The organism is Fodinibius salinus (assembly GCF_008124865.1).
In the GTDB taxonomy this organism is placed as follows: Bacteria; Bacteroidota; Rhodothermia; order Balneolales; family Balneolaceae; genus Fodinibius; species Fodinibius salinus.
On record NZ_VNHY01000001.1, the window covers coordinates 819,002 to 843,189 of the forward strand.

The 24,188-nt window shown below is 42.4% G+C and carries 20 protein-coding genes and 1 tRNA gene; 13 read left to right on the forward strand and 8 right to left on the reverse strand.

The features are described 5' to 3' along the window. Positions 1-191: 191 nt before the first annotated feature. Complete coding sequence (locus LX73_RS03735) at positions 192-3,071, forward strand: VPS10 domain-containing protein (protein ID WP_148898125.1); 2,880 nt, start codon at positions 192-194, stop codon at positions 3,069-3,071. Then, positions 2,989-3,462, forward strand: coding sequence for a DUF192 domain-containing protein (locus LX73_RS03740; protein WP_246138156.1), 474 nt, complete (start codon positions 2,989-2,991; stop codon positions 3,460-3,462). Before LX73_RS03735 ends, LX73_RS03740 begins: the two co-directional genes overlap by 83 nt. Before the next feature lie 112 nt (positions 3,463-3,574). On the opposite strand, the gene fbp is transcribed toward LX73_RS03740, so the two are convergent. The 4 genes from fbp to LX73_RS03760 form a co-directional block, all read right to left on the reverse strand. Next, on the reverse strand, positions 3,575-4,606 hold the full coding sequence (gene fbp, locus LX73_RS03745; RefSeq protein WP_148898127.1) for a class 1 fructose-bisphosphatase: 1,032 nt from the start codon (positions 4,604-4,606) through the stop codon (positions 3,575-3,577). A gap of 49 nt (positions 4,607-4,655) precedes the next feature. Then, positions 4,656-5,249 (reverse strand): dephospho-CoA kinase, encoded by a 594-nt coding sequence (gene coaE, locus LX73_RS03750; RefSeq protein WP_148898128.1) that lies wholly within the window; start codon positions 5,247-5,249, stop codon positions 4,656-4,658. Then, a protein-coding gene (gene prfB, locus LX73_RS03755; protein WP_148898129.1) for a peptide chain release factor 2 occupies positions 5,246-6,380 on the reverse strand; the annotation gives its coding sequence in 2 pieces (ribosomal slippage) (positions 5,246-6,304 and positions 6,306-6,380; 1,134 coding nt in all). The genes coaE and prfB overlap by 4 nt, the downstream gene beginning before the upstream one ends. 147 nt (positions 6,381-6,527) lie before the next feature. Further along, a complete protein-coding gene (locus LX73_RS03760) occupies positions 6,528-6,782 on the reverse strand; it encodes a hypothetical protein (protein WP_148898130.1) in 255 nt (84 codons plus the stop codon). Between the two features lie 150 nt (positions 6,783-6,932). Here LX73_RS03760 and LX73_RS03765 point away from each other — a divergent pair, with 150 nt between their 5' ends. The 7 genes from LX73_RS03765 (at position 6,933) to galE (ending at position 15,317) form a co-directional block, all read left to right on the forward strand. Next, complete coding sequence (locus LX73_RS03765) at positions 6,933-8,099, forward strand: BtaA family protein (protein ID WP_148898131.1); 1,167 nt, start codon at positions 6,933-6,935, stop codon at positions 8,097-8,099. Beyond that, positions 8,096-8,731, forward strand: coding sequence for a class I SAM-dependent methyltransferase (locus tag LX73_RS03770; RefSeq protein ID WP_148898132.1), 636 nt, complete (start codon positions 8,096-8,098; stop codon positions 8,729-8,731). The genes LX73_RS03765 and LX73_RS03770 overlap by 4 nt, the downstream gene beginning before the upstream one ends. Before the next feature lie 141 nt (positions 8,732-8,872). Then, positions 8,873-9,496, forward strand: coding sequence for a tetratricopeptide repeat protein (locus tag LX73_RS03775; protein WP_148898133.1), 624 nt, complete (start codon positions 8,873-8,875; stop codon positions 9,494-9,496). A gap of 270 nt (positions 9,497-9,766) precedes the next feature. Continuing rightward, the gene (locus tag LX73_RS03780; RefSeq protein WP_148898134.1) at positions 9,767-13,033 is read left to right on the forward strand and encodes a S41 family peptidase; all 3,267 of its coding nucleotides are present in this window, start codon (positions 9,767-9,769) and stop codon (positions 13,031-13,033) included. Between the two features lie 142 nt (positions 13,034-13,175). Next, positions 13,176-13,547 (forward strand): acyl-CoA thioesterase, encoded by a 372-nt coding sequence (locus LX73_RS03785; RefSeq protein WP_148898135.1) that lies wholly within the window; start codon positions 13,176-13,178, stop codon positions 13,545-13,547. A gap of 142 nt (positions 13,548-13,689) precedes the next feature. After that, on the forward strand, positions 13,690-14,043 hold the full coding sequence (locus tag LX73_RS03790; RefSeq protein WP_148898136.1) for a taurine dioxygenase: 354 nt from the start codon (positions 13,690-13,692) through the stop codon (positions 14,041-14,043). Between the two features lie 260 nt (positions 14,044-14,303). Continuing rightward, positions 14,304-15,317, forward strand: coding sequence for a UDP-glucose 4-epimerase GalE (gene galE / locus LX73_RS03795; protein WP_148898137.1), 1,014 nt, complete (start codon positions 14,304-14,306; stop codon positions 15,315-15,317). Positions 15,318-15,528: 211 nt separating this feature from the next. On the opposite strand, the gene LX73_RS03800 is transcribed toward galE, so the two are convergent. After that, positions 15,529-16,125 carry a TlpA disulfide reductase family protein gene (locus LX73_RS03800; protein ID WP_148898138.1) on the reverse strand — a complete coding sequence of 199 codons (597 nt, stop codon included), beginning with the start codon at positions 16,123-16,125 and terminating at the stop codon, positions 15,529-15,531. 115 nt (positions 16,126-16,240) lie between these two features. Then, on the reverse strand, positions 16,241-16,723 hold the full coding sequence (locus tag LX73_RS03805) for a DUF411 domain-containing protein (RefSeq protein WP_211359352.1): 483 nt from the start codon (positions 16,721-16,723) through the stop codon (positions 16,241-16,243). A gap of 427 nt (positions 16,724-17,150) precedes the next feature. Here LX73_RS03805 and LX73_RS03810 point away from each other — a divergent pair. From LX73_RS03810 to LX73_RS03825, 4 genes are all read left to right on the forward strand, one after another. Continuing rightward, positions 17,151-17,235: transfer RNA gene (locus LX73_RS03810), tRNA-Leu, on the forward strand. A 437-nt stretch (positions 17,236-17,672) separates the two neighbouring features. Further along, positions 17,673-18,068: a response regulator gene (locus LX73_RS03815; RefSeq protein WP_148898139.1), complete on the forward strand. Its 396-nt coding sequence runs from the start codon at positions 17,673-17,675 to the stop codon at positions 18,066-18,068. 139 nt (positions 18,069-18,207) lie between these two features. Beyond that, positions 18,208-19,749 carry a DUF5343 domain-containing protein gene (locus tag LX73_RS03820; RefSeq protein WP_148898140.1) on the forward strand — a complete coding sequence of 514 codons (1,542 nt, stop codon included), beginning with the start codon at positions 18,208-18,210 and terminating at the stop codon, positions 19,747-19,749. 65 nt (positions 19,750-19,814) lie between these two features. Next, complete coding sequence (locus tag LX73_RS03825) at positions 19,815-21,011, forward strand: aminotransferase class V-fold PLP-dependent enzyme (protein WP_148898141.1); 1,197 nt, start codon at positions 19,815-19,817, stop codon at positions 21,009-21,011. 115 nt (positions 21,012-21,126) lie between these two features. Here LX73_RS03825 and LX73_RS03830 read toward each other — a convergent pair whose 3' ends face one another. Both LX73_RS03830 and rnz read right to left on the reverse strand, forming a co-directional pair. After that, complete coding sequence (locus LX73_RS03830) at positions 21,127-22,911, reverse strand: ABC transporter ATP-binding protein (protein WP_148898142.1); 1,785 nt, start codon at positions 22,909-22,911, stop codon at positions 21,127-21,129. Positions 22,912-22,923: 12 nt separating this feature from the next. Next, entirely contained in the window at positions 22,924-24,177 is a 1,254-nt protein-coding gene (rnz, locus tag LX73_RS03835; protein WP_148898143.1) for a ribonuclease Z, read from the reverse strand. Positions 24,178-24,188 lie beyond the last annotated feature (11 nt).

Sequence of the window (24,188 nt, forward strand, 5' to 3'; positions counted from 1 at the left end):
TACTATTCCTTATAATACACGACCAATACAAGTGGTTAAAACAATTTGCTCATTACCTATATTTTCTCCTCAGCTAAACAAAAACTATATATTCCATAACTGCTGCTTTTTTAAAAATTTTTATAAAAACTTTATCTAAGCTTTTCTATAATAAGGAGCTACTTTTAAATCTTCACCTAACTTCCGTAACCATGACTCGGTACTGCCTCACTATTGTTATTCTACTTTCTAGTTTTGTCATTAGCAAAGCTCAAGAAATAGACATCACCCCTACCACGGCTGAAGAACGCGCAACAGCCATTGAAAAGCGTCAACACATGCGGGGGAACTCTATTTTTAACGAATATCCGGTTCGTAACGTGGGCCCAACAGTAATGGGCGGACGCATTACTGACCTGGCAGTAAAAAATGATAACCCGCGCAAATTCTATGTCGCCTTTGCTTCGGGTGGTATTTTCAAAACTACCAACAGCGGCAATACAATGGAACCCATTTTTGACCATCAGGGGACACTGACAATGGGAGACATTGCAATATCAAAAGCAGACAGCAACGTCTTATGGGCCGGTACCGGGGAAAATAACAGTAGCCGATCGAGCTACGCGGGCACCGGTATTTATAAGAGTGAAGACGGTGGCAAAACATGGTCCTTTTCCGGTCTTCGGGGCTCACAGCATATCGGCAGAATTATTACTCATCCTACAAATCCCGATGTGGCCTGGGCAGCCAGTATGGGTCCCCTTTATTCGATGAACGAAATTCGCGGTGTCTATAAAACAACTGATGGGGGAGAAAACTGGACAAAGACATTAACACCACCTGACAGTACCGGCGTTATCGATTTAGTTATGCATCCCAATAATCCCGACAAACTATGGGCCACTACCTGGGAACGTTACCGACAGGCCTGGAATTTTGATGAGGCCGGGCCCGGATCCGCGATTTATACTTCTAATGACGGTGGAGAAAACTGGCAAAAAGCCATGAAGGGCTTTCCTGACGGTAAGTTTGTGGGACGTATCGGCATCGACGTTAGCGAGAGTAACCCTAATATCATGTATGCGTTCTTAGATAATCAGAAGGAATCAAAAACAAAGAAAGAAACCGACTCTGATAAGCTGCACCAAACTGATTTTGTGGACATGAGTCGAAAGACCTTTCTGGAACTCGATGATGACAAATTAAATACATTTTTACGCAGCAACCAGTTTCCTAAAAAATATACTGCTAAATCTGTCAAGCAAGATGTACGCGAAGGCAAGTATAATCCTAAAGCATTGTCTGATTACCTGGGCGATGCCAATGACGCTCTTTTTGAAACCAGTATTGAAGGTGCCCAAGTCTATCGCTCGGAAAACGGTGGAAAAAGCTGGAAGAAAATAAACAGTTACAGCCTCGATAATCTCATCTTTACCTATGGCTACTATTTTGGCGAAGTACGCATATCCCCTACTGATCCCAATGAACTGTATATTATGGGTGTACCCATGCTTAAATCCGAAGATGGTGGAAAAACTTGGAAAGCAGTAGCAGAAAATCAAGATGTCCACGTCGACCACCATGCCATGTGGATTGATCCCAATGATCCAGAGCATATTTTGCTCGGTAATGACGGAGGATTATATGAAAGTCATGATGGTGCAGAGAATTTTATTCATCACAACAATACCCCGGTGGGACAATTTTACACCGTAGCTGTAGACATGGAGCAGCCTTACAATATTTACGGAGGACTGCAAGATAACGGAGTTTTTACCGGTTCTTCGGAAGGATCGCCCAACGACGGTGAACACTGGGAACGCCTTTTCGGCGGTGACGGCATGCATGTAGCCGTTGATCCCAATAATTCTGAGCTGATCTATACAGGATTTCAATTTGGTAATTATTTTCGGATTGATCAGTCTAAAGATAAATACACCAAGATTACGCCCAAGCACCAGATTGGCGAAGCTCCCTATCGTTTTAACTGGAATACGCCGGTAGAAATGAGCAACCACAATTCGGATATCATTTATTTTGGATCACAAAAAATTAATCGGTCTATGGATCAGGGTAAGACCTGGACGACCATAAGTCCTGACTTAACGAAGGATCTGCCCAACGGCAATGTCCCCTATTCTACATTAACAACCATCTCGGAATCACCTGTTGATTTCAGTGTACTATGGGCCGGCACGGATGATGGTAACATCCAGGTTACCAAAGACGGCGGCAAACACTGGGATTTGGTATCCAAAGACTTGCCCAAACGCCGCTGGGTCAGCGAAGTGCAGGCTTCTCCCCATGATCCTGCTACGGCTTATGCTTCGCTCAATGGTTATCGGTACGATGATTTCAAAACCTACCTGTACAAAACGACTAACTATGGCCGCACCTGGCAATCGGTACAAGGCAATCTGCCGCAGGATGTAGCCAACGTTATCGCACAAGATCCCGTAAATCCCGATATCCTATATGCGGGACTTGACCACGGAACCTATGCAAGCTTTAATGATGGCAAAAAATGGTTTTTGATTAATGGAATACCCAATGTTGCTTCTTACGATATGGTCGTTCATCCCCGCGAAAATGATTTGGTAGTGGGTACGCACGGTCGCAGTGTATATGTAATGGAACTTGAACCCATCCACAAGATAGCAAACAACCAAGATGCGACCATTATGGCACTGCAAACTCAAGATGTTCGCCATTCTGATAACTGGGGAGAACGCCCGGCTCCCTACCGCCCAATTAACGAACCGGAAACCAAGTGGATGTACTGGGTGGGCAATTCCGACGTTGAAGAAGAATCTATCAGCATTAAAATTTCGAACAGTGATGGAGAAATTGTAAAAACATTATCAGACAAAGCTGATTATGGGTTCAATACGTTGAGTTGGAACCTACTACTGGATAAGTCCAGCAAAGACAACTCACGCAGCTATCTGTCGCCCGGTACCTACACTGTTACTTATAATTTAAATGGATCTACTGATGAAATTACGTTTGATGTTACCAGTCGCAATCATAGCGGCAATACTTCTGAGCGGGTGTTCTCAAGCCCAGAAGAAATCGAATACGAAGAATACTAATGACAGCGGCCGCACACTCGAATTTGTGCGGTCGGTATCTTTTCTCTCTGCCAGCGGTGACACGGCAAGTACTGTTCAAGTAGCCGTTGCAGATGATGACACAGAGCGAAACCAAGGCCTAATGGATGTGCGGGATTTGCCCGAATCAAAGGGTATGCTATTTATTTTTGAGAATAATGAGCCCCGCAGCTTCTGGATGGCCAATACTCCCCTTTCACTAGATATTATTTTTGTAAACAACGAGGGGGAAATAGTACGCATCCATCACAGTGCCCAACCTTTTTCCGAAAAAAATGTAAAATCAGACAAACCGGCAAAGTATGTAATAGAAACCAATGCAGGATACTGTATTTCCAATGATATACAGGAAGGCATGAACGTGAGTTTGTAGGGGGATCCCAAAGGCACAGACGGGTCTGGACGTATGAACGCACAACGTACAGTAAGGTGAATAATAAAATAGCACAAACGTATCCCCCTTGTACTATAGACGATTGCTATACTTAAGCCTCTATTTTCTCATCCTTATGTTCATCCAAAAATTCCTTCACCTTCATCACATTCTGCTTTGAACCAATAAAGATGGGGGTGCGTTGATGAATAGACTCCGGCGTAATTTCCATAACACGTCCATTGCCGTCAATAGCCATCCCACCGGCTTGCTCAATAATCATACTCAATGGATTGCACTCGTACATAAGCCGCAGCTTTCCATTGGGATATTCCTGGCTATCCGGATAAATGAAGATACCACCCTTCATAAGGGTACGATGCACATCCGCTACCATGGCACCAATATAACGCGCAGAATACGGACGGTTTGTCTCATCATCTACTTCCTGGCAGTACTTGACATATTTTTTTAGCCCCTCGGGCCATGACTTATAGTTACCCTCATTTACGCTGTAAATACTGCCATAGTCCGGAATCTTAATATCATCATTCGACAAAATAAACTCTCCGATACTGGGATCCAGCGTAAATAATGAGACGCCTACTCCTGTAGTATAAGCCATGAGCGTACTTGATCCGTACAATACATATCCAGCCGCTACCTGCTGGAGCCCGGGTTGCAGCGCATCATCCTCGGAAAGCTTCTTTGTACTTGTATTCTTACGAAGGTAGATTGAAAAAATACTGCCAATAGAAACATTTACATCAATGTTCGAAGAACCATCAAGGGGATCCAGATAGACAATATATTTACCTCCATCGTTATCCAGATCTACAATACCGTCATTCTCTTCGGAGATCACCATGCAGGTAATTTCGGAGCGGTTAAGTGCAGAAATAAGCTGCTCATCAGCAAATAAATCCAATTTTTTAACCGATTCGCCGTGCACATTAGTACTGCCATCTTCACCCAAAATATTAGTAATACCCGCCTTGTTAACCTCGCGAGAAATAATTTTTGCTGCCAGTCCAATATCTCTGAGCAACTGCGAAAGCTCCCCTTTTGCACCTGGAAATTTATTCTGTGACTGAATAATATATTCTTCCAGCGTAATCACACTTTTCGATTTCTGATCTACCATACCGTCTTAACTATTATAATTTCAATAATCTCTATGCTGATAATTTATCCTAAGGTAAAAAATTTTGATATAGATCTTTAGCCTTGCTTTCCAACTCTTGCAACGTGCCGTTGTTTCGAATGACATAATCAGCCTCATGAACAGACTCCTCAAAATTGCGCTGTTTTTCCATGCGCTGCAAAATTTCTTGTTCCCTACTGCCATCCCGTTGTTGAACACGCTCTAATCGCTTTTGTCGATCTGCCAAAACTAATACAACCACATCCATTTGCTTGGGACGCAAGTTATCCAACAATAATGCCGCCTCATAAACAAATACATTAATCCCATCGGTTTGGGCCTGCTGTATTTTGTATTGTACAGCTTGCGGTATTTTGGGATGAACGATGGCATTGAGCTCCTCAACCCTATTCTTCTCGAACGCCTCTTTGGCCAGATGGTCTCGGTTAAGAGAACCATTTTCATGGAATGAGTCTGTTCCAAATTTATCAACCAGCTGTTGCTTTATTTCCGGATCCGTATTCATGAGCTCTTTGGCCAACGCATCCGCATTGAGCAGCCGTGCGCCAAGTGATTGCCAAATTTTACATACCGTGGATTTTCCGCTTCCAATACCCCCGGTAATGCCTACAACAGTCATCATTCCTCGCTGGATGAAGATGAAATAGAAAGCAGATACTCATTAATAAACTCATCGATCTCACCGTCCATCACCGCTTCGGTATTGGATGTCTCATAATCAGTACGGTGATCTTTAACCATATTATAGGGATGGAAAACATAGGAGCGAATTTGAGATCCCCATTCTATTTTACTTTTGGAATCTTCGAGCTTCTGCTTTTCCCGTTCTTTAATCTGTTTTTCGAGCTCATAAATTTTTGACTTTAGCAGTGTCATCGCCTTGTCGCGGTTCTGTTTTTGCGAACGCTCCTGTTGGCATTCAGCAGCCACACGTTCCTCGGATCCATCAGAAAGTTCTCCTTCCCAGATCAGGCGTACCGCTGTTTCTGTTTTATTTACGTGCTGCCCACCTGCACCACTGGCTCGAAACCGCTGGAGCTCAACCTCACTTTCATTGATATCTACCTCAATAGTATCATCGATAACCGGTGATACAAATACTGAACAAAAAGAAGTATGTCGACGGGAGTTGCTGTCGAATGGAGAAATACGCACCAGTCGATGTACACCGCTCTCAGCTTTCAGAAATCCATAAGCAAATTCGCCATGTACCTGAATGGTCGCACTTTTGAGTCCTGCCTCTTCCCCATCTTGGTATTCAATTACAGACAGCTCATAGTCATTATTTTTGGCCCAGCGCGTGTACATCCGATAGAGCATTTCGGCCCAATCCTGACTTTCCGTACCGCCCGCACCGGGATTAAAAGTAAGCAGTGCATCTCGGTGATCATCTTCACCGCTCAGCATATTCTGCAGCTCAAGACGATCTAACTTTTGCTCTAGGCGGCGTACTTCCCCCTGCAGCTCATCGCCCACCTCTTCGCCTTCTTCTTCAAATTCCTGATATACCTGGATGCTGTCCCGCAAGGAATCCAGCTCATCCCAGGCGGCTATCAAGCTCTTCTCATGATCTATCTTTTTCATGATACGCCGCGCCTCATCGGGATCATCCCAGAAATTCGGATCTTGGGTCTGCTCCTGCAGCTCAATAATGTTTACTTTGCGTTGCTCATAGTCAAAGATACCCCCTGAGCGCATCCACGCGCTCAAATAAGTCATTTAAATGATCGGTATTAACAGTTGTCGTACTCACAATAATTGTTCTTTTTATTCAAATTCTGTTGAAAAGAAAATCCTTACACTATATCTCTATAATATACCGCTACGAGTTAACCTAAAATAAAGCTTACCCACCTTATAGGCATCAACATGACTAGATCCATTGTTTTAGACCTAACGGTCACTTACCTCCAATTTTGCCCAGGATATATCCCAGTGCCACCCCACCTACGAAAGAAACAAGTACGCCCTCCTCGGGATGTGATCGCACATAGCGGCGGGCCTCTCGGTAATCGCGATTTAGCTCATCTTCCAAATTAGCGCGTTCTTTCTTTAAACGATGGATAAGCTTTTCGTAACCCTCAACTGCTGCTTTTCTCTTATCTTCAAGTTGCTCTTCAATTTCTTTTTCGGTGTTCTTATTGTCATCCGCCATAACGAATCAATTGTGGATTGGGATTTCTGTAAAGATACAAATTTCAACGCAAATGAAAGTGCAAAAAATACTTCACTTTGATAATCGTTAACTAAATCTTTACAGTCTATTCATACAGAGTACATACTAGGATGTTACATTGGCAACCTGATGAAATCACTTTCAAATATCGTTTCTAAGCTGCAGGACCAGCTGTTTAATTCGGTTGTTTCGAGTAATCTCATTTATAATACCTGCTGGGAGGATCCACGAATAGACCGCAGTCTTTTACAGCTCGATAATGACAGCCAAGTCGTTATGTTGACCAGCGCTGGCTGTAATGCATTGGATTACTTGCTCGACAATCCCCATAAAGTTCACTGTGTGGATATCAATCCTGCCCAGAACGCCCTTTTGGAACTTAAAAAAGCTCTTTTTGAGGCAGGGAAACACCATTTGCTCTGGGATTTCTTTGGGAAAGGTGCCAAAAAGGGAGCTAAAATGGTTTACCGGCAGAAACTTCGTTCCCTTCTACCCTCTTTTGCCCAAACATACTGGGACGGACACATAGATTATTTTGAACCTACTTCCGTATTGCCCAGTTTTTATTTTAGAGGAACTTCTGGAAATGTAGCCCGCCTTATCCATAACCGCATTCAACGTAAAGGACTATATCCGCAAGTGCTAAACATGCTTGATGCTGAAAAACTCAGCGAACAAGCCTATTATTTTCAAGAAATTGAACCACAAATCTGGAACACTTTTTCCAAATGGCTGGTTCGTCAGCCCGCCACAATGACCATGATCGGCGTACCTGCAACACAGCGCAAGATGATTGAAAAAAGATACACAGGCGGAATTTTGGATTTTATTCGAGAGTCTCTCAATCGGGTTTTTACAAAACAAACCCTGCAGGACAATTACTTTTGGCGTGTATACTTAACGGGATCATACCGGTCAAACTGTTGTCCTAACTATTTGCTCGAAGAAAATTTTGAGACGCTGAAGAAACGTACAGATAATATTAACACCCATACCTCAACCCTTTCCAATTTTCTGGAGCAGAATCCCGATAACTACTCCCATTTTGTGCTTCTTGATCATCAGGACTGGATGGCTGATGCCCAACCGGATGCCTTGGCTAAAGAATGGCAATTGATTCTATCCAACGCACAACAAGGCGCCAAAATCCTTTTCCGATCAGCGGGATCTACACTTAGCTTCCTGCCTGAATTTGTTTTTGATTACGTTGATTTTAACTCAGGTCGAACCGATGAAATTCACCAGCAGGACCGCGTAGGTACCTATGAATCCACACATCTGGGCATTGTACAATGATGGACACCGAACATACAGATTCTGATTCCTATAATGGCAGTGTAGAAAAATATTACCGCTTCCACTCGCTAATTTATGACGCTACTCGCTGGAGCTTTTTATTTGGTCGGGATGATCTCTTGGATGGTATCCCCGACCTGTCTTCTAAACCTCGTATTCTGGAGATTGGCTGCGGTACTGGCAAGAATTTAAGTCGGCTGCAATACTACTTTCCCGATGCCGATCTTGTAGGTATTGACCTTTCTTCTGCTATGCTTGAAGTTGCAAAAAATAAGTTTATTGATTCTAACCAGGTTAAACTGATACAGGCAGAATATGGGGCTGATGATATACAGCTAGAACCTTTTGATCTTATTATTTGCTCCTACTCTCTTACCATGGTTGGTGATAATATTGAAGATGTCATAGTACAAATCACTGATGGTCTGAATCCCCATGGATATATTGCCGTGGTGGACTTTAACACTTCTCCCTTTGGATGGTTTCGGCAATGGATGGAAGTAAATCATGTAGATTTAAGCGGTCATTTGCTTCCCCTACTTAACAAATATTATCGGCCGGTTATATCAGAAAAAAATGATGCCTATTGGGGTTTATGGTCCTACTTCACATTTATAGGACAGCATTCTTGACGGACACTATTGAGAGCAAAACTTTGCAAAATCTCATTTGTCATTGCAATATCTGCTAAGTTCGAATAAGATTAGGCAATAAATTCCAATTGGATATCAAATAGTGAGTTCCAGCTCAGCTTTTATTATTTTATACATCCTATGAAACAGATTGAACAAAAAATTACCGAGATCCAAAACGAACTCAAGGAATCCCCCAATAATGCCGAACTACTTAACGAGCTCGGTGTTGGCTATCACATGCTCGGTGAATACCAGAAAGCAGTAGAGGCCTACCGGCAATCAATAGCCGAAGACGCCGAAAACTTTAAAGTACATTTTAACCTGGCCAACACTTTTTTTGAACAGCAAGAGGTTGAAAAGGCAGTCAATTATTACCTTAACGCACTGGATATCCAGCCTGATTACGTCCCTGCGCTAAATAATCTAGCGGATGTGTATGAACTGGCCGAGGATAATGACCGGGCGCAGGAACTGTTCGAATATATCACTAAGATAAAACCGGATGACCCAATGGGATACTTCAATCTCGGTAATTTTCATCTGCGTACTAATAACACCGTTGAAGCCGGAAAATGCTACAAAAAAGCGATTGAACTAGACCCTAAATTCCACGAGGCCTACAACAATATCGGCTTTATTTTAAAACACATTGGCCAATATGAAGAAGCCATTTCATATTTTGAGCAGTGCTTAGAAATTGCACCTGATTATGAACCAGCCCAAAAAGATCTTGCCGCCTGTCGAGAAGCATTGTCGAAATGATATATTATTTATCCCGATACAAACATTGCCACTTACTGTAAGACTGAGATAAAAATTACATAAGGGACATTCCCTGTTTACCTTCAAAGCAAATTATTCAGCCTCAATTGAACCTAGAACATTCAGGAAATATGGCATTGCTCTGTTATAACTTGATAGCGTATGTTATTCGGTTATCACAATTAGGATTATAGACAAAGCTTTTTTACCATAAATTTGACCTTTAATTACAGGAATGCCCTTTTCAGAAATCGCAAAACATTACCCATCATGAAGAAATTACTCTATCCACTACTTTGGGGAATCATCACTCTTTTCCTAAGCGTATCCTTTTCTAATTCATTTGCCCAAGATCAAGGCACACGACTGCTGCGCGAACCTACTGTGAGCCAAGATCACATCGTGTTTGTGTATGCTAATGACCTTTGGATCACCGATAGGAACGGCGGTGAGGCCCGAAGACTCACGAGCGGCGAAGGAAGTGAAACCAATCCTCATTTTTCTCCCGACGGATCAAAGATTGCTTTTACCGCCCAGTACGACGGTAATACCGACGTCTATGTGGTTTCTGCTGAAGGTGGGCAACCCAAACGGTTAACATGGCACGGCGATAACGATGAGGTTACCGGCTGGACTCCCAACGGGAAAAAGGTACTTTTTATATCAGGACGTAAAGGCGTACCCACAAAAAGTAGCACCTTTTATACCGTAGGTTTAAATGGCGGACTTCCACAAAAACATAAAATTCCTCGTGCCGCAGCCGGAGAACTTTCGGGCGACGGCTCACATATTGCCTATCAGCCAGTCAGTTTTTGGGATCCTGAGTGGAGAAACTATCGCGGCGGGCAAGCCAAGCCTATCTGGGTAGTGGACTTAAAAACAAATAAGCTGCAAACCTCCCCCCGAGCTAACAAAGAACGCCATATCGATCCTGTCTGGCTCAATGATACCGTCTATTTCCTTTCCGAACGGGATTATACCATGAATATATGGTCATATAATCCCCAGAGCGGAGAAAGTGAGCAACAAACTTTTCACTCTCAGTTCGATGTTAAGAGTCTCGATTCAGGTGATGGTATCATCGTCTATGAACAAGGCGGATATTTGTTTGAACTAGATCCATCCACTGGAAAACACAAACAGATTGAGATTAATGTGCGTGGAGATATGACCTGGGCACGTCCGCGATGGGTAGAGGCTCCATCTGCTTCGCTCAGTAATGCCGCACTATCCCCCACTGGTCAGCGTGCGTTGTTTCAATATCGCGGAGAAGTACTGACAGTGCCTAAAGAAAAAGGAAGCTGGCGAAACCTCACCAAGAGTTCGGGCGTTGCCAATCGCTATCCGATATGGTCGCCCGACGGACAACAGGTGGCTTGGTTTTCGGATGAAAGTGGTGAATACCAGCTGTATATCTCTGATCAAAAAGGGCTCGAAGATCCCAAGAAAATAAAATTACCTGAACCAACCTTCTTTTTTGAACCGGCTTGGTCACCCGACGGCAAACATATTGCCTACACTGATACTGACTACAAGCTATGGTATGTTAACACCGAAACCGGAGAAGCCACCCATGTGGATACCGACAGCTACGCACATCCCAACCGTACACTTAATCCCAAGTGGTCGCCCGATAGCAAGTGGATCGCTTATGCCAAACGGTTGAAAAGCCAATACCATGTAATTAAAGTGCACAATGTAGAGAGCGGCGAAACTTATCAAATTACAGACGGCATGGCCGACTCTATCGATCCCGTATGGGATGAAAGCGGTAAATATATTTATTTCTTGGCCAGTACTAATTTTGGGCTCAACACCGGCTGGCTGGATATGAGCTCATATGATATGAGCACCTCCCGTGGACTATACATGGTATTACTCGATGATGATATCCCCTCTCCATTTTTAGCCGAAAGCAATGAAGAACCAACACCAAATAAGGATAAAAAAGACAAAAAGTCTGAAGGGTCGGACGAAACACCGACTGTAACTATTGATACGAAAGGTATAACCGACCGTATTGTTTCTGCTGATATTCCTAAACAAGACTATACCAATCTCGTTACGGGACCTGAAAATCACGTCTTCTATCAGCAAGGCGGAACGCTTCATCGCTATAATGTGAAAGAAGATAAATCAGTGGAATTTTTGTCGCCGGTACAAGAAACGGCGATATCCCAAGATCGAAAAAACCTGCTGTATCGCAGCGGCGAAACCTGGGGCATTGTCTCAACGGTAGGCAGTCCCCAAAAGCCAGGAAACGGTCAGCTGGATGTGAGTAACCTGCAGGTGCGTATAGATCCACAAAAAGAGTGGGAACAAATTTTCAGAGAAGGCTGGCGATTTCAGCGCGACTTTCTCTATGTGGATAACGAACATGGCGCTCCATGGCAAAAAATTTACGACTGGTACCGCCCATGGGTAGATCACATTCGGCATCGGTCGGATATGAGTTATCTCATTGATATCCTGGGCGGTGAAATATCTGTGGGTCACTCCTATACCTTCGGCGGTGACTATCCCGATCTGGAGGAAGTTTCAATCGGCCTGCTAGGCGCTGACCTCGAAGAAACCAATGGTCATTATCGCATCAAAAAGATTTATACTGATGAAAACTGGAATCCTGACTTACATGCTCCGCTGGCACAACCCGGTATTGACGTTCAAGAGGGAGACTATATTTTAGCGGTCAACGGTCAAAAGCTTGCAACACCAACCAATCCCTTTAGCCTGTTTGAGGGAACAGCTGGTCGTAATACTATTTTAACCGTCAATGATTCGCCCACCATGGAAGGCGCCCAAACGGTATCAGTTGTACCGGTTGAGGATGAAAGTCAGCTCCGCCTCCGCAACTGGATAGAAGGTAACCGTCGAAAGGTAAATGAGATGTCTGACGGAAAACTTGCTTACGTCTGGCTACCCAACACGGGCAATGGTGGATATAATGCTTTCAACCGCTACTATTTTGCTCAACAGAACAAAGACGGTGTTGTCATTGACGAACGCAATAACGGTGGCGGGTCGGCGGCCGATTATATGATCGATGTGATGGATCGTGAATTATTGGGGTATTTTAACAGTAAATCCGGTGATAAATTCCCGCCTTTCACCACCCCTATGGCCGGCATTTGGGGACCAAAGGTAATGGTAATTAATGAACGTGCCGGATCGGGCGGTGATCTGTTACCCTATATGTTCCGAGAGAAAGAACTTGGTCCGCTGGTAGGCACACGAACCTGGGGTGGACTCGTAGGCACTTGGGATACGCCCCCATTTATCGATGGCGGTGGCATGATTGCTCCACGCGGCGGATTTTACAATACTGACGGCAAGTGGGATGTAGAAGGTAAAGGCATCAGTCCCGATATAGCTGTGATGCAGGATCCTGCAAAAGTGATGAATGGTCATGACCCACAACTGCAACGTGCTGTCCTAGAAGCACAGCGGCTCTTAAAATCTCAGGATGTAAAATTGAAGAAAGAACCGGCTCCGCCCGTAAAATGGAAACGCGCAGAAGAAACCGAGGGCTGGAATTAAAGCAATGGTGACGAACAGCCCGTAAAGCTTAGTAGTTTTAGCTTTTGAACAGCGTGAATAAAGCAGTACGATTAGAATTTCAATAAGCAAATCCGGCCATAAATACTTATTTTAGATTCATTTTTAATCCAACAAATTTATTATGCGATTTTTCAGCCGAAAAATTATTAAACCGGAAGATATGAATGCCCACGGTACTCTCTTTGGGGGATCGGTACTGAGCTGGATTGATGAAGAAGCTGCTATTTACACGACATGCCAACTGGGCAAAGGGAATATTGTCACTAAGTATATGACCGAGATTAACTTTGTGAGCTCGGCCGGCCTGGGAGATATCATCGAAATTGGAATGGAAACGGTAGAATTCGGACGCACATCTATTACTGTACGATGCGAAGTCCGCCACAAATTCTCTAAAGAGACCATTATCAAAATCGATAAAATTGTATTTGTTCACCTTAACGAAACCGGAGAACCTGTGCCCCACGGTATTACTGAACCACAGAATTCATAATTGCCTTTATTTTTAAAGGATTATTACATCTTTTTGTTCTTAAAGCAAGAATCTACTTTTTGTAGTTGTGTAAAAATTATATTTTCCGCATGGTAAAATGACGCTTTTTTTCGTTGGGCTATAACATTTAAACAGGACTATTATGAGTTATCAAATCATTAAACCGCAGGAAAACTTAGACATGATTCTCGGAGCTCCCGAGCATGTGGTAGAATTCTGTGAGGCCGCTATTGAATCCATTACAGAATTCAAAACAAACTTCCACAAGCACCTTACTGATCGAAATATTGAAGAGCTGCGTGGCGCCGGACATAAAATTAAGCCTGGTGCTCAGATGATGGGAGCTGATATTGTGCTGGAGAATTATGAACACGGTAAAGACCTCATTAAGGAAGAGGCCGATCAGGAAGAGTTAAAAGCACTGGCAAACGAAATGGATGAGATCTGTACAAAAATTAAGGAAGACCTGGATAAACTGGTCGAAGAGAAAGGCTAACGTATTCGATTAAGCAGTTAGCTGATAAACCACTTCAGTGACAGCAACAACGATTACAATTTGACCAACACCCAGCCGGAGAGGTACTCTCAATCAAATACTACCGGTTACGTCATCTACTTGAAAGACCACTTTGCCCTAAAGCTTCGAAGTCATTACGAGTGTAATTCAGCACTCTCCTTACATATGACGAGCACCAAATCCCGATTCCAAAACACAACAGGATAACCATCATTAACTACACTTTTATCTAGTTTAAAATGAATATTTTAGTTACAGGCGGTGCAGGCTTCATCGGTAGTCATACCGTTGTAGAATTGCTAAATAAGGGTCATGACGTTACCGTTGTTGACAATCTTAATAATAGCAGTAAAACAGCCCTGGAACGTGTACAGGATATTACCGGGGAGACACTCACCTTCCATAAAACTGATCTTCGTGATGCTGATAAGTTAGATACTATCATTGGAAACAATGATTTCGATTCTGTTATCCACTTTGCCGGTCACAAAGCAGTAGGAGAATCAGTAGAAGAACCCCTGAAGTATTACCACAACAATATTACAGGCACGCTTTGCCTTTGCGATATTATGAAAAAACACGGGGTATATAACCTTGTGTTTAGCTCTTCTGCCACCGTTTATGGCGATCCAGAAACGGTACCCATTACCGAAGATTTTCCACTGACCGCTACCAATCCCTATGGACGCACCAAGCTATATATCGAGCAAATTCTGCATGATCTCCACATTTCTGACAATAAATTTAATATTGGGCTTCTTCGGTACTTCAATCCGGTGGGGGCTCATCCGAGTGGACGTATTGGCGAAGATCCCAATGACATTCCTAACAACTTGATGCCTTATATTACACAGGTAGCTGTAGGTAAACTCGATAAGCTTTCAGTCTTTGGGGATGACTACCCCACCCACGACGGTACGGGGGTGCGCGACTATATTCATGTAGGTGATCTGGCAAAGGGACATCTTGCCGCCCTCACCAAACTCACCAAAGATCCCGGAGTAGTTACTTATAATTTAGGTACCGGCACCGGATACAGCGTTCTGGATGTAGTAGAAGCATTTAAAGAAGCCTCGGAACAGGACATCCCCTATGAAATTACCGAGCGCCGGGCGGGCGACATTGCCAAATGCTTCGCAGATCCCTCAAAAGCAGAACAAGAGCTGGGCTGGCAAGCCGAATATAATTTGTTGGATATGTGCAAGCATGCTTGGAAATGGCAGTCTCAAAATCCTGATGGGTATGTAGAATAGACAGGAGCTCTAACGGGTAACCCTAGTCGCTATTGGTATTATTCTTATCGATAAATTACCAATCAATTATCAATAGAAAGCTTGGTAAAACAACTTGGCATTGCAGTCCCGATGATAGTTGGAAGAAGTAATCTCATTAATGACGCTTTAAAATATAATTACTTCGTTTACTCGTAGGTATTTCAAAAGCCACTTGCCAACTGTACACTGCCTACGGGCCACTGCTCACTGCTTTCTTACCCAACTCAAGCATTTTCTTAATTCGCGGTTCAAGTTCCTTATTTGTCAGTGCACCCACAGCAAAATATTCCAGGTCCCCTTCCTGATCAATAATATATGTGGTAGGAATCCCCATGGTAGGGCCATATTTGTCAATAATAGTTCCATCATCAATAATCGTCGGATAGTTAACACTGTATTTTTCTATAAAAGGCTCAACAACCGACATCCCCTGCTTATCAATAGAAACACCCAGCACCACTAATCCCTGATCTTTATATTTGTTATACAGTTCAACAAGATCCGGCGTCTCCTCTCTGCATGGTGCACACCAAGTAGCCCAAATATTGAGCAACACCACCTTCCCACGCTGCTCAGAGAGACTGAATTTCTCACCACTGACCAACGTCATTTCAAAATCACTGGCTTTTGCCTTTTGCTGTGCCGGATAGAGCGAAGCCGAATACGGATCAAGCTGCTCAAGCGGTTCTGTTTTCTTAGACGGTGAGTCACTTTGATTAGAAGTACAACCAACCAGTAAAACTGGTATAAGGAATTTTAAAAAACTTAAATGGACAAACTTTTCCATGATGATACCATTCTATTACCAAGAAATTTGTGCAAATAATTTCCGGTAACCAGCATGTTATTATTTCAAAACCTATAATTCCAATTTCGAATATCCGATAGCCAAAAATAAGAACCTAATGTTGGGCAAATAGCTCCGTACTGCCATCATTTTTGAGCAGATAAACCTTAAATGGCTCATTCAGGGCTGTATTCATGCCCGGTGAACTAGCCGGCATCCCCGGTACAACAATTCCCTTGGCATCAGGTTGTTCTCTGAGCAGGCGTTTTACATCTTCAACGGGGACATGCCCTTCTACTACATAATCACCTATTAAAGCTGTATGGCAAGCTCCCATATTTTGCGGGATTTCCTGTTCAGCTTTCACTTGGGACAAGACTCTAGACGTAACTGTTTTTACCGAATAGCCTTTGCCCTGCATATAGTATGCCCATTTATCACAACATTGGCAGCCTTCATTTTTGTACATCACAATATCGGCTTTCTGAGACTGCCGAGCTGCTTTTGTATCGTAATAATCATTGATAATATACCAGATGGCTCCACCCGCTACTACAATGATCAGCGTGGCATAGGCCAAAAAACGTGATGGTTTCATGAAAAAATAGCTTTAAAAAAGATTGGATATTTAAGCAATATGAAACCGAAAATTACAACTATTTTGGAGAGAAGGCTAATAAAATTTCTTTTTCAGACGTAAGATTGCCAGCATAAAATGATGTTAGCAAACTGCACCTGTCAGAAAAACAACTAGTACACCTCTGATATATAAACGTATATCTAACTAAACCAGTTTACAGCTTCACTGAATCCAAACCGGTAAAGAACCATTATTAGAGATTGTTACCATTTATTAATGATTTTACAGGATACTCAGTAGAATAGGTTGTTGTTTCAAATGATTGTCCTACAAAAATTCGGCACTACATTAAAATTATCTTACCCATAAAAACCTAAAAATTAACGGCTCATATATTTTAGGTATGCGGTATTATCTATTATATTTGGAGCTGCTTGACTAGTATGCCTGAGTGGCGGAATTGGTAGACGCGCCGGATTCAAAATCCGGTGGCCATTGCGGCCGTAGGGGTTCGAGTCCCCTCTCAGGTACTTATCCGTTAATACGTTCAGCATCCATTCTCATTTCGGGCTTTACGTCACTAATTAACGCAAGGAGTAGAAGCCTGTACAGATGTTTTTCTTTCGGGGTATCTCCTCTCAGGTACTTCCTTCAGTTTTCATTTAGTGGATCGGTGCACAAAAAGTCCATTAAGGAAAACGAATCTACTTTATTCAGTATTTGCTTATCAAAGTTTAATAATACGGTGGTTTGAATCTTTGACTTCGGATAACTATTTAAACCGGCATCTCATCCTGAATCTTATGCTGAGCCTTAATACAAAATCCTACAGAAAGTTCCTTAAAAAGCAGTAAAAAAATGTCTATTGATTATCAAAAAAAGCAAGATATTAAAGTTTGTTTATAAGATTGTTTTACTTCCACTTTTTTACCATTATTGGGTATAAATATTTACACAAACTTAGCATATGGGATCAGACAACGAACTAGAGCCAAAACGGATTCTTATTGTCGAAGATGACAATATTCAGCAGGTAATTATTGAACGCATTGTTTCACAACTGGGGCATACGGTTATTGGATCCAGTTCTGAGGGAGCTAAAGCTATTGAATCAGCCCTCAGAATAGGAGCAGTAGACTTAATCCTTATGGATATTAACCTAGCTGACGATATTGATGGCATTGAAGCGGCCAAAGAAATTAGTAAACACCGGGATGTTAAGTTAGTATATATTACAGCATCCAAGGACCCTGAAAAGCTTAAACGGGCTCGCGAAACAGATTTTGTTGATTACCTTGAAAAACCTTTGTCTGTAGAAGTTCTTGAAAATTCCTTTTCGAAGGCATTTTCACTTAAACAATAGACTTAGGTTACAGACAGTGGCTTAAACATTTGGAACAACAGAGTTTTATTTTGGCTATTTTAAACTGTACCATTACAAACAGATTGTAAAAAAATGTTTATCATTGGTTTGCAACTAAAAATGATTAATGGTATAAACAATGAAAATCTCTGAAGCATTTCTTGTCAACACGAATAACTTTGATGCCATCATCAAAGCACTGGTGAGCTATGACGAGGAAGAACCAATTATTGATTCTGAGCTGATGGAAGAATTGGGATATTCTGATCCCAATGATCTTCTTGTTGTTCGTCTTCTTAAGGATCTGAATGTCATCAATAATGAAGGGGAACCGGCAGAATACTATCACGAGTTCAGAGACCCGGAAACGACAAAAGAAGCACTGGCTAAGGGAATCGTTTCGGCCTATGAAGATCTTTTTCGCGAACATCCGCATATCCATAAATCTCAGGATGAGATTAAGCGTACGTTTGAGGAAATTTTTAGAGATAAAAAGACTGATCTGATTATCAAGTATATATCCGGAACTTTTAAAAAGCTCATTTCTTTTGTAGGACTCAATACTATTGATGACCAATTACCCGATGACGGTTTTGAACCCAAAGAGCCGATTGAGTCAGTTGAACAAACAGAAGATATCAGTCAGGAACAGGAAATTATGGATACAGAAACCACTGATGATCCCGAAAACGAAATGGAAGAAGAAACAGATTACTCTGATTATGCTCCTCCCGGATTGAATGGTAATCATAATCAAGACGAAAAAGAGGAGCTTGAAGAACAAGAGGAAGACACTTCTGCCCCCTCTTTAGCTGAAGCATTTGAGAATGGTCAGTCGGACAGTACCGAAACGGCTGACAGGGACGCATCCGTGGTTGAATTTGAAAATGACGTTGTAGAAGCTGTTGAGGAGGAAACGGAAACAGCTGTTGAGACTGAACCAGAAACACAATCCTCGGAGCAACCTGATTTTGAAAATAACAGTGCTCCAGCTCCATCTAATGACGAGAGTCCTATGGAAGAACTCGGTAAAAAAAATGACAAAAACCTAAATGCCGACGACAGCCTTGTACAAAAGGCATTGTTTCGCAAATTTGATCTTGTCTATAAAATGAAACGATGGGAAGATCTTCTGCAAACGGCAGACGAAATCATTAATCGCTATGACAATGAAGATCACCCAGAATTAGAGGAAAAAGTTGTTCAAGCTATTACCCGACGTGCAGAAGCACTCCTAGAGCTTGAACGACCTGACGATGCGCTGGAGCCTATAGACAACATTATCGATCGCTTTAGCAACTCTCAAAATGAGCAATATTATGAGCAGGCTTCACAAGCGCTAATGTTAAAAGCTCAAATTCTGGAGGAGCAGGAAGACGGTAATCTTCTTGGACTTTATGATACTATCGTTGACCGATTTCAATCAGGAGGTGAGCAAATCGATGACGAAAAACTAAACCAAATTATCTTAAAACGGTTTGAAATCATTTTAGAAGAAAAAGAGGAGGATGAAATTCTGGAGGCCTGCTCAAATCTAATTAACCGATTTGAAGATAACGAAGATCATAAAGATCATTTGCATACAGCAATGATTAAGCGAGCTGAAATACTTGATGAGATGGATCGGGACGAAGAAGCACTCGAAGCCTATAATGAGTTTCTAAGTGCGTTTGGTTCGTAACAATACCACTTTATCTCTAGCCTTTTTGTTTTCCACCTTTACCCTATCCTACAACGTTCTCTGTGATGGATATTAATAAATGCCGGCAGCATACACCGGGCACCCATAACGTTATCCACTTTAATAATGCTGGTGCAGCCCTAATGCCTGCTTCGGTTACTGAAGCAACTATCGATTATCTCAATGAAGAGGCGAATTATGGAGGATATGAAACGGCTCGTGCCCACCGCCAACAACTCGATGAAGTGTATGACAATATTGCAACGCTTATCAATGCTTATTCCAGTGAAATTGCACTTCAGGAAAATGCTACGACAGCGTGGAATAATGCTTTTTTTGCTGTCGATTTTGAAGACGGTGATCGTATCCTTACTTCGGTTTCTGAATATGCCAGTAACTATATCGGCTATTTAAAACTGCAGGAAAAAAAAGACGTAACAATTGAGATTATCCCCAGTGACGAGAGCGGAAAAACTTCCCTGCAGTCTCTTTCGGAGATGATGAACCATGAGGTAAAACTTGTTAGCATTACGCATATTCCTACGAACAGCGGATTAGTAAATCCGGTGGAAGAGATTGGAGATATTGTTCAGCGGTACAATTGTTTATACCTGGTAGATGGATGCCAATCTGTGGGACATTACCCGGTGGATGTCAAAGAAATTGGGTGTGATATGCTTTCGGCAACGGGACGTAAATATCTTCGAGGTCCCAGGGGGACGGGATTTTTGTACGTCAATAATAAAAAGATCGATACACTCTCCCCTCCTTTTTTGGATTTACATGCTGCCACTTGGATATCCAAAAATGAGTACACCGTCCGTGATGATGCCCGAAAGTTTGAAAACTGGGAGTCTAACTATGCTGCTATTTCAGGCCTTAATCAGGCAGTGGCTTATGCCAATAATTTAGGCATTAATAACATCTGGGATCGTATTGTAATGCTAGCTGATCAGCTGCGAGTAAAACTTTCTAATATTGACTTTGTTACTGTCCGGGATATTGGTTCTGTAAAAGGTGGCATTGTTACATTTACGATAGATGGGATGAGCGCTCAGGAAGTACAAAAAAATCTTTCTGAGCACCATATTAACGTCAGTATTTCTGGTAAAAGCAGTACTTTGCTCGACATGAACTACCGCAATCTGGATGAAGTAGTACGCGCATCGGTGCATTATTACAATACTGAAAAAGAGATTAACAAACTTGTTAATGTACTCAAAACCTTGTCTTCGACTTCATCCCACACAAATTCTTTGTGAGCGTCTGCATTCCTGAATTACGGATATATTAAAAATTAAAGTGTAACTGATCTTATCAGTTACATTGGTACAGTGGTTAAACAGATAAAGTCGAAATGTGATGATATAATCCAACCTATGCAGACTTCGAAGCAGGCAAAAACTCATCCTTATACTGCAGCTCATACAACTTTCGGTATATACCGTCCTCTTTTTCTACAAGCTGCTGGTGTGTACCTGTCTCTCGAATCTCCCCCTTATGCATAACTAAAATTTTATCAGCTCCCTGAATAGTTGACAGCCGGTGAGCTATTACAATTGAGGTTCTTCCCTTCATCATTCTATTACAGGCCTCATTGACCACATCTTCCGTTTCAGAATCTACGCTTGAGGTTGCTTCATCTAAAACTAAAATATTGGGATCATAGACCATGGCACGGATAAAACAAATAAGCTGCCGTTGCCCCATAGACAATGACTTTCCGCGCTCATTAAGCTCGAAATTATAGTTCCCGGGCAATTTATTGATAAACCGATCGGCCTCAATTTCTTGAGCTACCTTCTTAACGTGCTCTTTCGAAATATCAGGATTACCGAGCGTAATATTCTGCATCACAGTTCCAGAAAAGAGCTGGTTGTCTTGCAGTACGAGTGCAAAATTTGTGCGTAGCTCTTGGAGTCTCAAATCCCGAACATCAATACCATCGAGCGTTATCTTGCCCTCATTAATATCATAAAACCGCATCAACAGGTTGATAATTGTTGACTTCCCTGCTCCCGTAGCACCGACAATGGCAATCGTTTCCCCAGGCTTAGCCTCAAAGGATACATCCTTAAGCACGGTCTCACCTTCGTTATAGCTAAACCATACGTCATCAAAAATAATATGACCCTCCGGATCGGTAATCTGCTTGGGAGACTCGGGATCAGTGATCTCATTTTCGGTATCCAAAATGTTAAAGATACGCTCTGATGAAGCCAAGGCCGACTGCAGAGTATTAAATTTCTGTGAAAGTCCCCGGATGGGTCGAAAGAAGTCGCGCACATACTGTACAAAAGCAACTAATATTCCAAAGGTCACCTCTCCCATCAGTGCTCGTCCGCCACCATACCATATAACCAGTGCCATCGCCAGGCTTGCAATAATTTCTACAGCTGGCCAAAAGATGGCAAAGTAGAAAATCGTATCCAGATAGGCTTCTTTATGTGCATTGTTTATGGCTTTATATTTTTCGCGCTCTCGCTCCTCCTTATTAAAAAGTTGTACAACCGACATGCCGTTGATATGCTCTTCCACAAAAGAGTTAAGACGTGAAATTTGGTCGCGCACGTTTAAGAAAGAAACACGAACTTTTGCCTTAAACCAGAAAGTAGCATAGAAAAGCAACGGGAGCACTGATATAGCTACCAACGACAGTTCCCAACTCATGCTAAACATGAAGTAGAGAATAAAGAACAGCCGAAACATGTCACCAATAATATTTACAACACCATCACTAAGCAGGTCACTTAGCGCTTCAATATCACTAGTGGTACGGGTAATCAGCTTTCCGATGGGATTATTATCAAAAAACTGTACATGCAACGACTGTATCTTCTCGAACACCACATTGCGCATGTTGTAGAGCGTACCCTGCCCAAACCAGCGCGTCAGATAGGTATTAGCTACCAACACAATAAATTCACCTACCAGGGCGGCCACCAACAGTGCAATAATCCACAGTAATCCCTGGAAATCGCGATTACGGATGTATTCATCAATGGCCAGCTGCGTCAGCTTGGGACGTATAGTCCCCAGAAAAGCAGCTGTAAGTGTTAATACAATACCGAGTAATACATACCAGCGATATGGACGAATAAATTGATAAAGCCGCCGAAGCAGATCCGAATCGACTGCTTTATCATCTGTTTGTTCTGTCACGCTAACTTGAATTTAGAATCTATCAAAGTCATCAAAGGGTGTTCGCGGAGTAATTTGCTTAGGCTCATGGTCCGAAGAATTATTGTCATTTTTCTTATCCTTGTCTTTCTTTTTCGACTTTCGTTTACGCTTTTTCCGAGAGTCACTATCTTTTTTCTTTCTCTTCTTTCGAGACCCTTTATCCGAAGATTTTTTTCGCTTACGGACTCGCTTCTTGCTCTTCTTTTTCCGCTTTCGTTTTTTTGACGACTTTTTCCCCTTATTATTACTGTTATTATTGTTTCCCTTATTCTTGTTCCTGTTGATTTCTTTAAGGTACACTTTCGGCTGTATGATACCTTTCTCATGTGCCGGATCAGTAAATATGGGACGCAATTCGGTAGCAACCCAAGTCGGAAAGAAATCATCGCGTGCTTCGCGCAGCAAGACATACTCGTTAGTATATCGGGCAGAAAAGTGCGTAATAACCAACAGCTTTGTTTTGGCTTCATTAGCTACCCGAGCTGCATCTTTAGGCGTGGAATGACCGGTTTCTTCAGCTTTGTCAGCAAGGTCGTTGCTGAATGTGGCTTCGTGAACTAACACATTTGTATTTTTAGCCAGCTTAACTGAGTTTGGGCAATATTTTGTATCAGTAATATAGGCAAAACTGTCGCCGGGACGCGGATGACCTACAATATCTGCAGATTTTACAACCGAACCATCATCAAGTTCAACATCATTACCGGCTTTCAACTCTTTATATTGCCAGTCCTCACTAATGCCCTGCTCTTGTGCTTTCTCAGCATCAACCTTTCCGGGCTTGTCTTTCTCCTGGAAGCGATAACCAATACAAAATTTTGTATGATTGAGTGGACGTGCTTCGATGTAGTATTCATCTTCATCAACCACACGCTCTTCTTCAAATCCCTCTTCTACTTCAACATATTTAATCGGATAGTTTAGATCGATATTTGCAAACTCAAAGTTCCATTCTACAAATTCTTGCAAACCTTCGGGACCAACGAGCGTTATTTCCCGATCTCTGCGGTGCAGTTGCAATGTCGAGAGCAGCCCGATAAGTCCTGAGTAATGATCGGTGTCGAAGTGAGAAATAAAAATGCAATCAATTTGTGAGCGTTTGAGTCCACCCTGCAGCATTCTCATCTGCGTATTTTCACCGCAGTCAAAGAGAAAAACACTACCTTCTCTCCAAACAGCCACCGAAGAAAGGTGACGTGTCGCTGTAGGGGTTGCAGATCCAACGCCAAGTGGTTCAATAATCATAGTCGTACTCC

What these genes read in the sequence shown, in the direction of transcription:
- LX73_RS03735 (WP_148898125.1), top strand. Translation starts at nt 192, where the DNA reads ATGACTCGGTACTGCCTCACTATTGTTATTCTACTTTCTAGTTTTGTC.
- LX73_RS03740 (WP_246138156.1), top strand. Translation starts at nt 2,989, where the DNA reads ATGTTACCAGTCGCAATCATAGCGGCAATACTTCTGAGCGGGTGTTCT.
- fbp (WP_148898127.1), bottom strand. Translation starts at nt 4,606, where the DNA reads ATGGTAGATCAGAAATCGAAAAGTGTGATTACGCTGGAAGAATATATT.
- coaE (WP_148898128.1), bottom strand. Translation starts at nt 5,249, where the DNA reads ATGATGACTGTTGTAGGCATTACCGGGGGTATTGGAAGCGGAAAATCC.
- LX73_RS03760 (WP_148898130.1), bottom strand. Translation starts at nt 6,782, where the DNA reads ATGGCGGATGACAATAAGAACACCGAAAAAGAAATTGAAGAGCAACTT.
- LX73_RS03765 (WP_148898131.1), top strand. Translation starts at nt 6,933, where the DNA reads ATGAAATCACTTTCAAATATCGTTTCTAAGCTGCAGGACCAGCTGTTT.
- LX73_RS03770 (WP_148898132.1), top strand. Translation starts at nt 8,096, where the DNA reads ATGATGGACACCGAACATACAGATTCTGATTCCTATAATGGCAGTGTA.
- LX73_RS03775 (WP_148898133.1), top strand. Translation starts at nt 8,873, where the DNA reads ATGAAACAGATTGAACAAAAAATTACCGAGATCCAAAACGAACTCAAG.
- LX73_RS03780 (WP_148898134.1), top strand. Translation starts at nt 9,767, where the DNA reads ATGAAGAAATTACTCTATCCACTACTTTGGGGAATCATCACTCTTTTC.
- LX73_RS03785 (WP_148898135.1), top strand. Translation starts at nt 13,176, where the DNA reads ATGCGATTTTTCAGCCGAAAAATTATTAAACCGGAAGATATGAATGCC.
- LX73_RS03790 (WP_148898136.1), top strand. Translation starts at nt 13,690, where the DNA reads ATGAGTTATCAAATCATTAAACCGCAGGAAAACTTAGACATGATTCTC.
- galE (WP_148898137.1), top strand. Translation starts at nt 14,304, where the DNA reads ATGAATATTTTAGTTACAGGCGGTGCAGGCTTCATCGGTAGTCATACC.
- LX73_RS03800 (WP_148898138.1), bottom strand. Translation starts at nt 16,125, where the DNA reads ATGGAAAAGTTTGTCCATTTAAGTTTTTTAAAATTCCTTATACCAGTT.
- LX73_RS03805 (WP_211359352.1), bottom strand. Translation starts at nt 16,723, where the DNA reads ATGAAACCATCACGTTTTTTGGCCTATGCCACGCTGATCATTGTAGTA.
- LX73_RS03815 (WP_148898139.1), top strand. Translation starts at nt 17,673, where the DNA reads ATGGGATCAGACAACGAACTAGAGCCAAAACGGATTCTTATTGTCGAA.
- LX73_RS03820 (WP_148898140.1), top strand. Translation starts at nt 18,208, where the DNA reads ATGAAAATCTCTGAAGCATTTCTTGTCAACACGAATAACTTTGATGCC.
- LX73_RS03825 (WP_148898141.1), top strand. Translation starts at nt 19,815, where the DNA reads ATGGATATTAATAAATGCCGGCAGCATACACCGGGCACCCATAACGTT.
- rnz (WP_148898143.1), bottom strand. Translation starts at nt 24,177, where the DNA reads ATGATTATTGAACCACTTGGCGTTGGATCTGCAACCCCTACAGCGACA.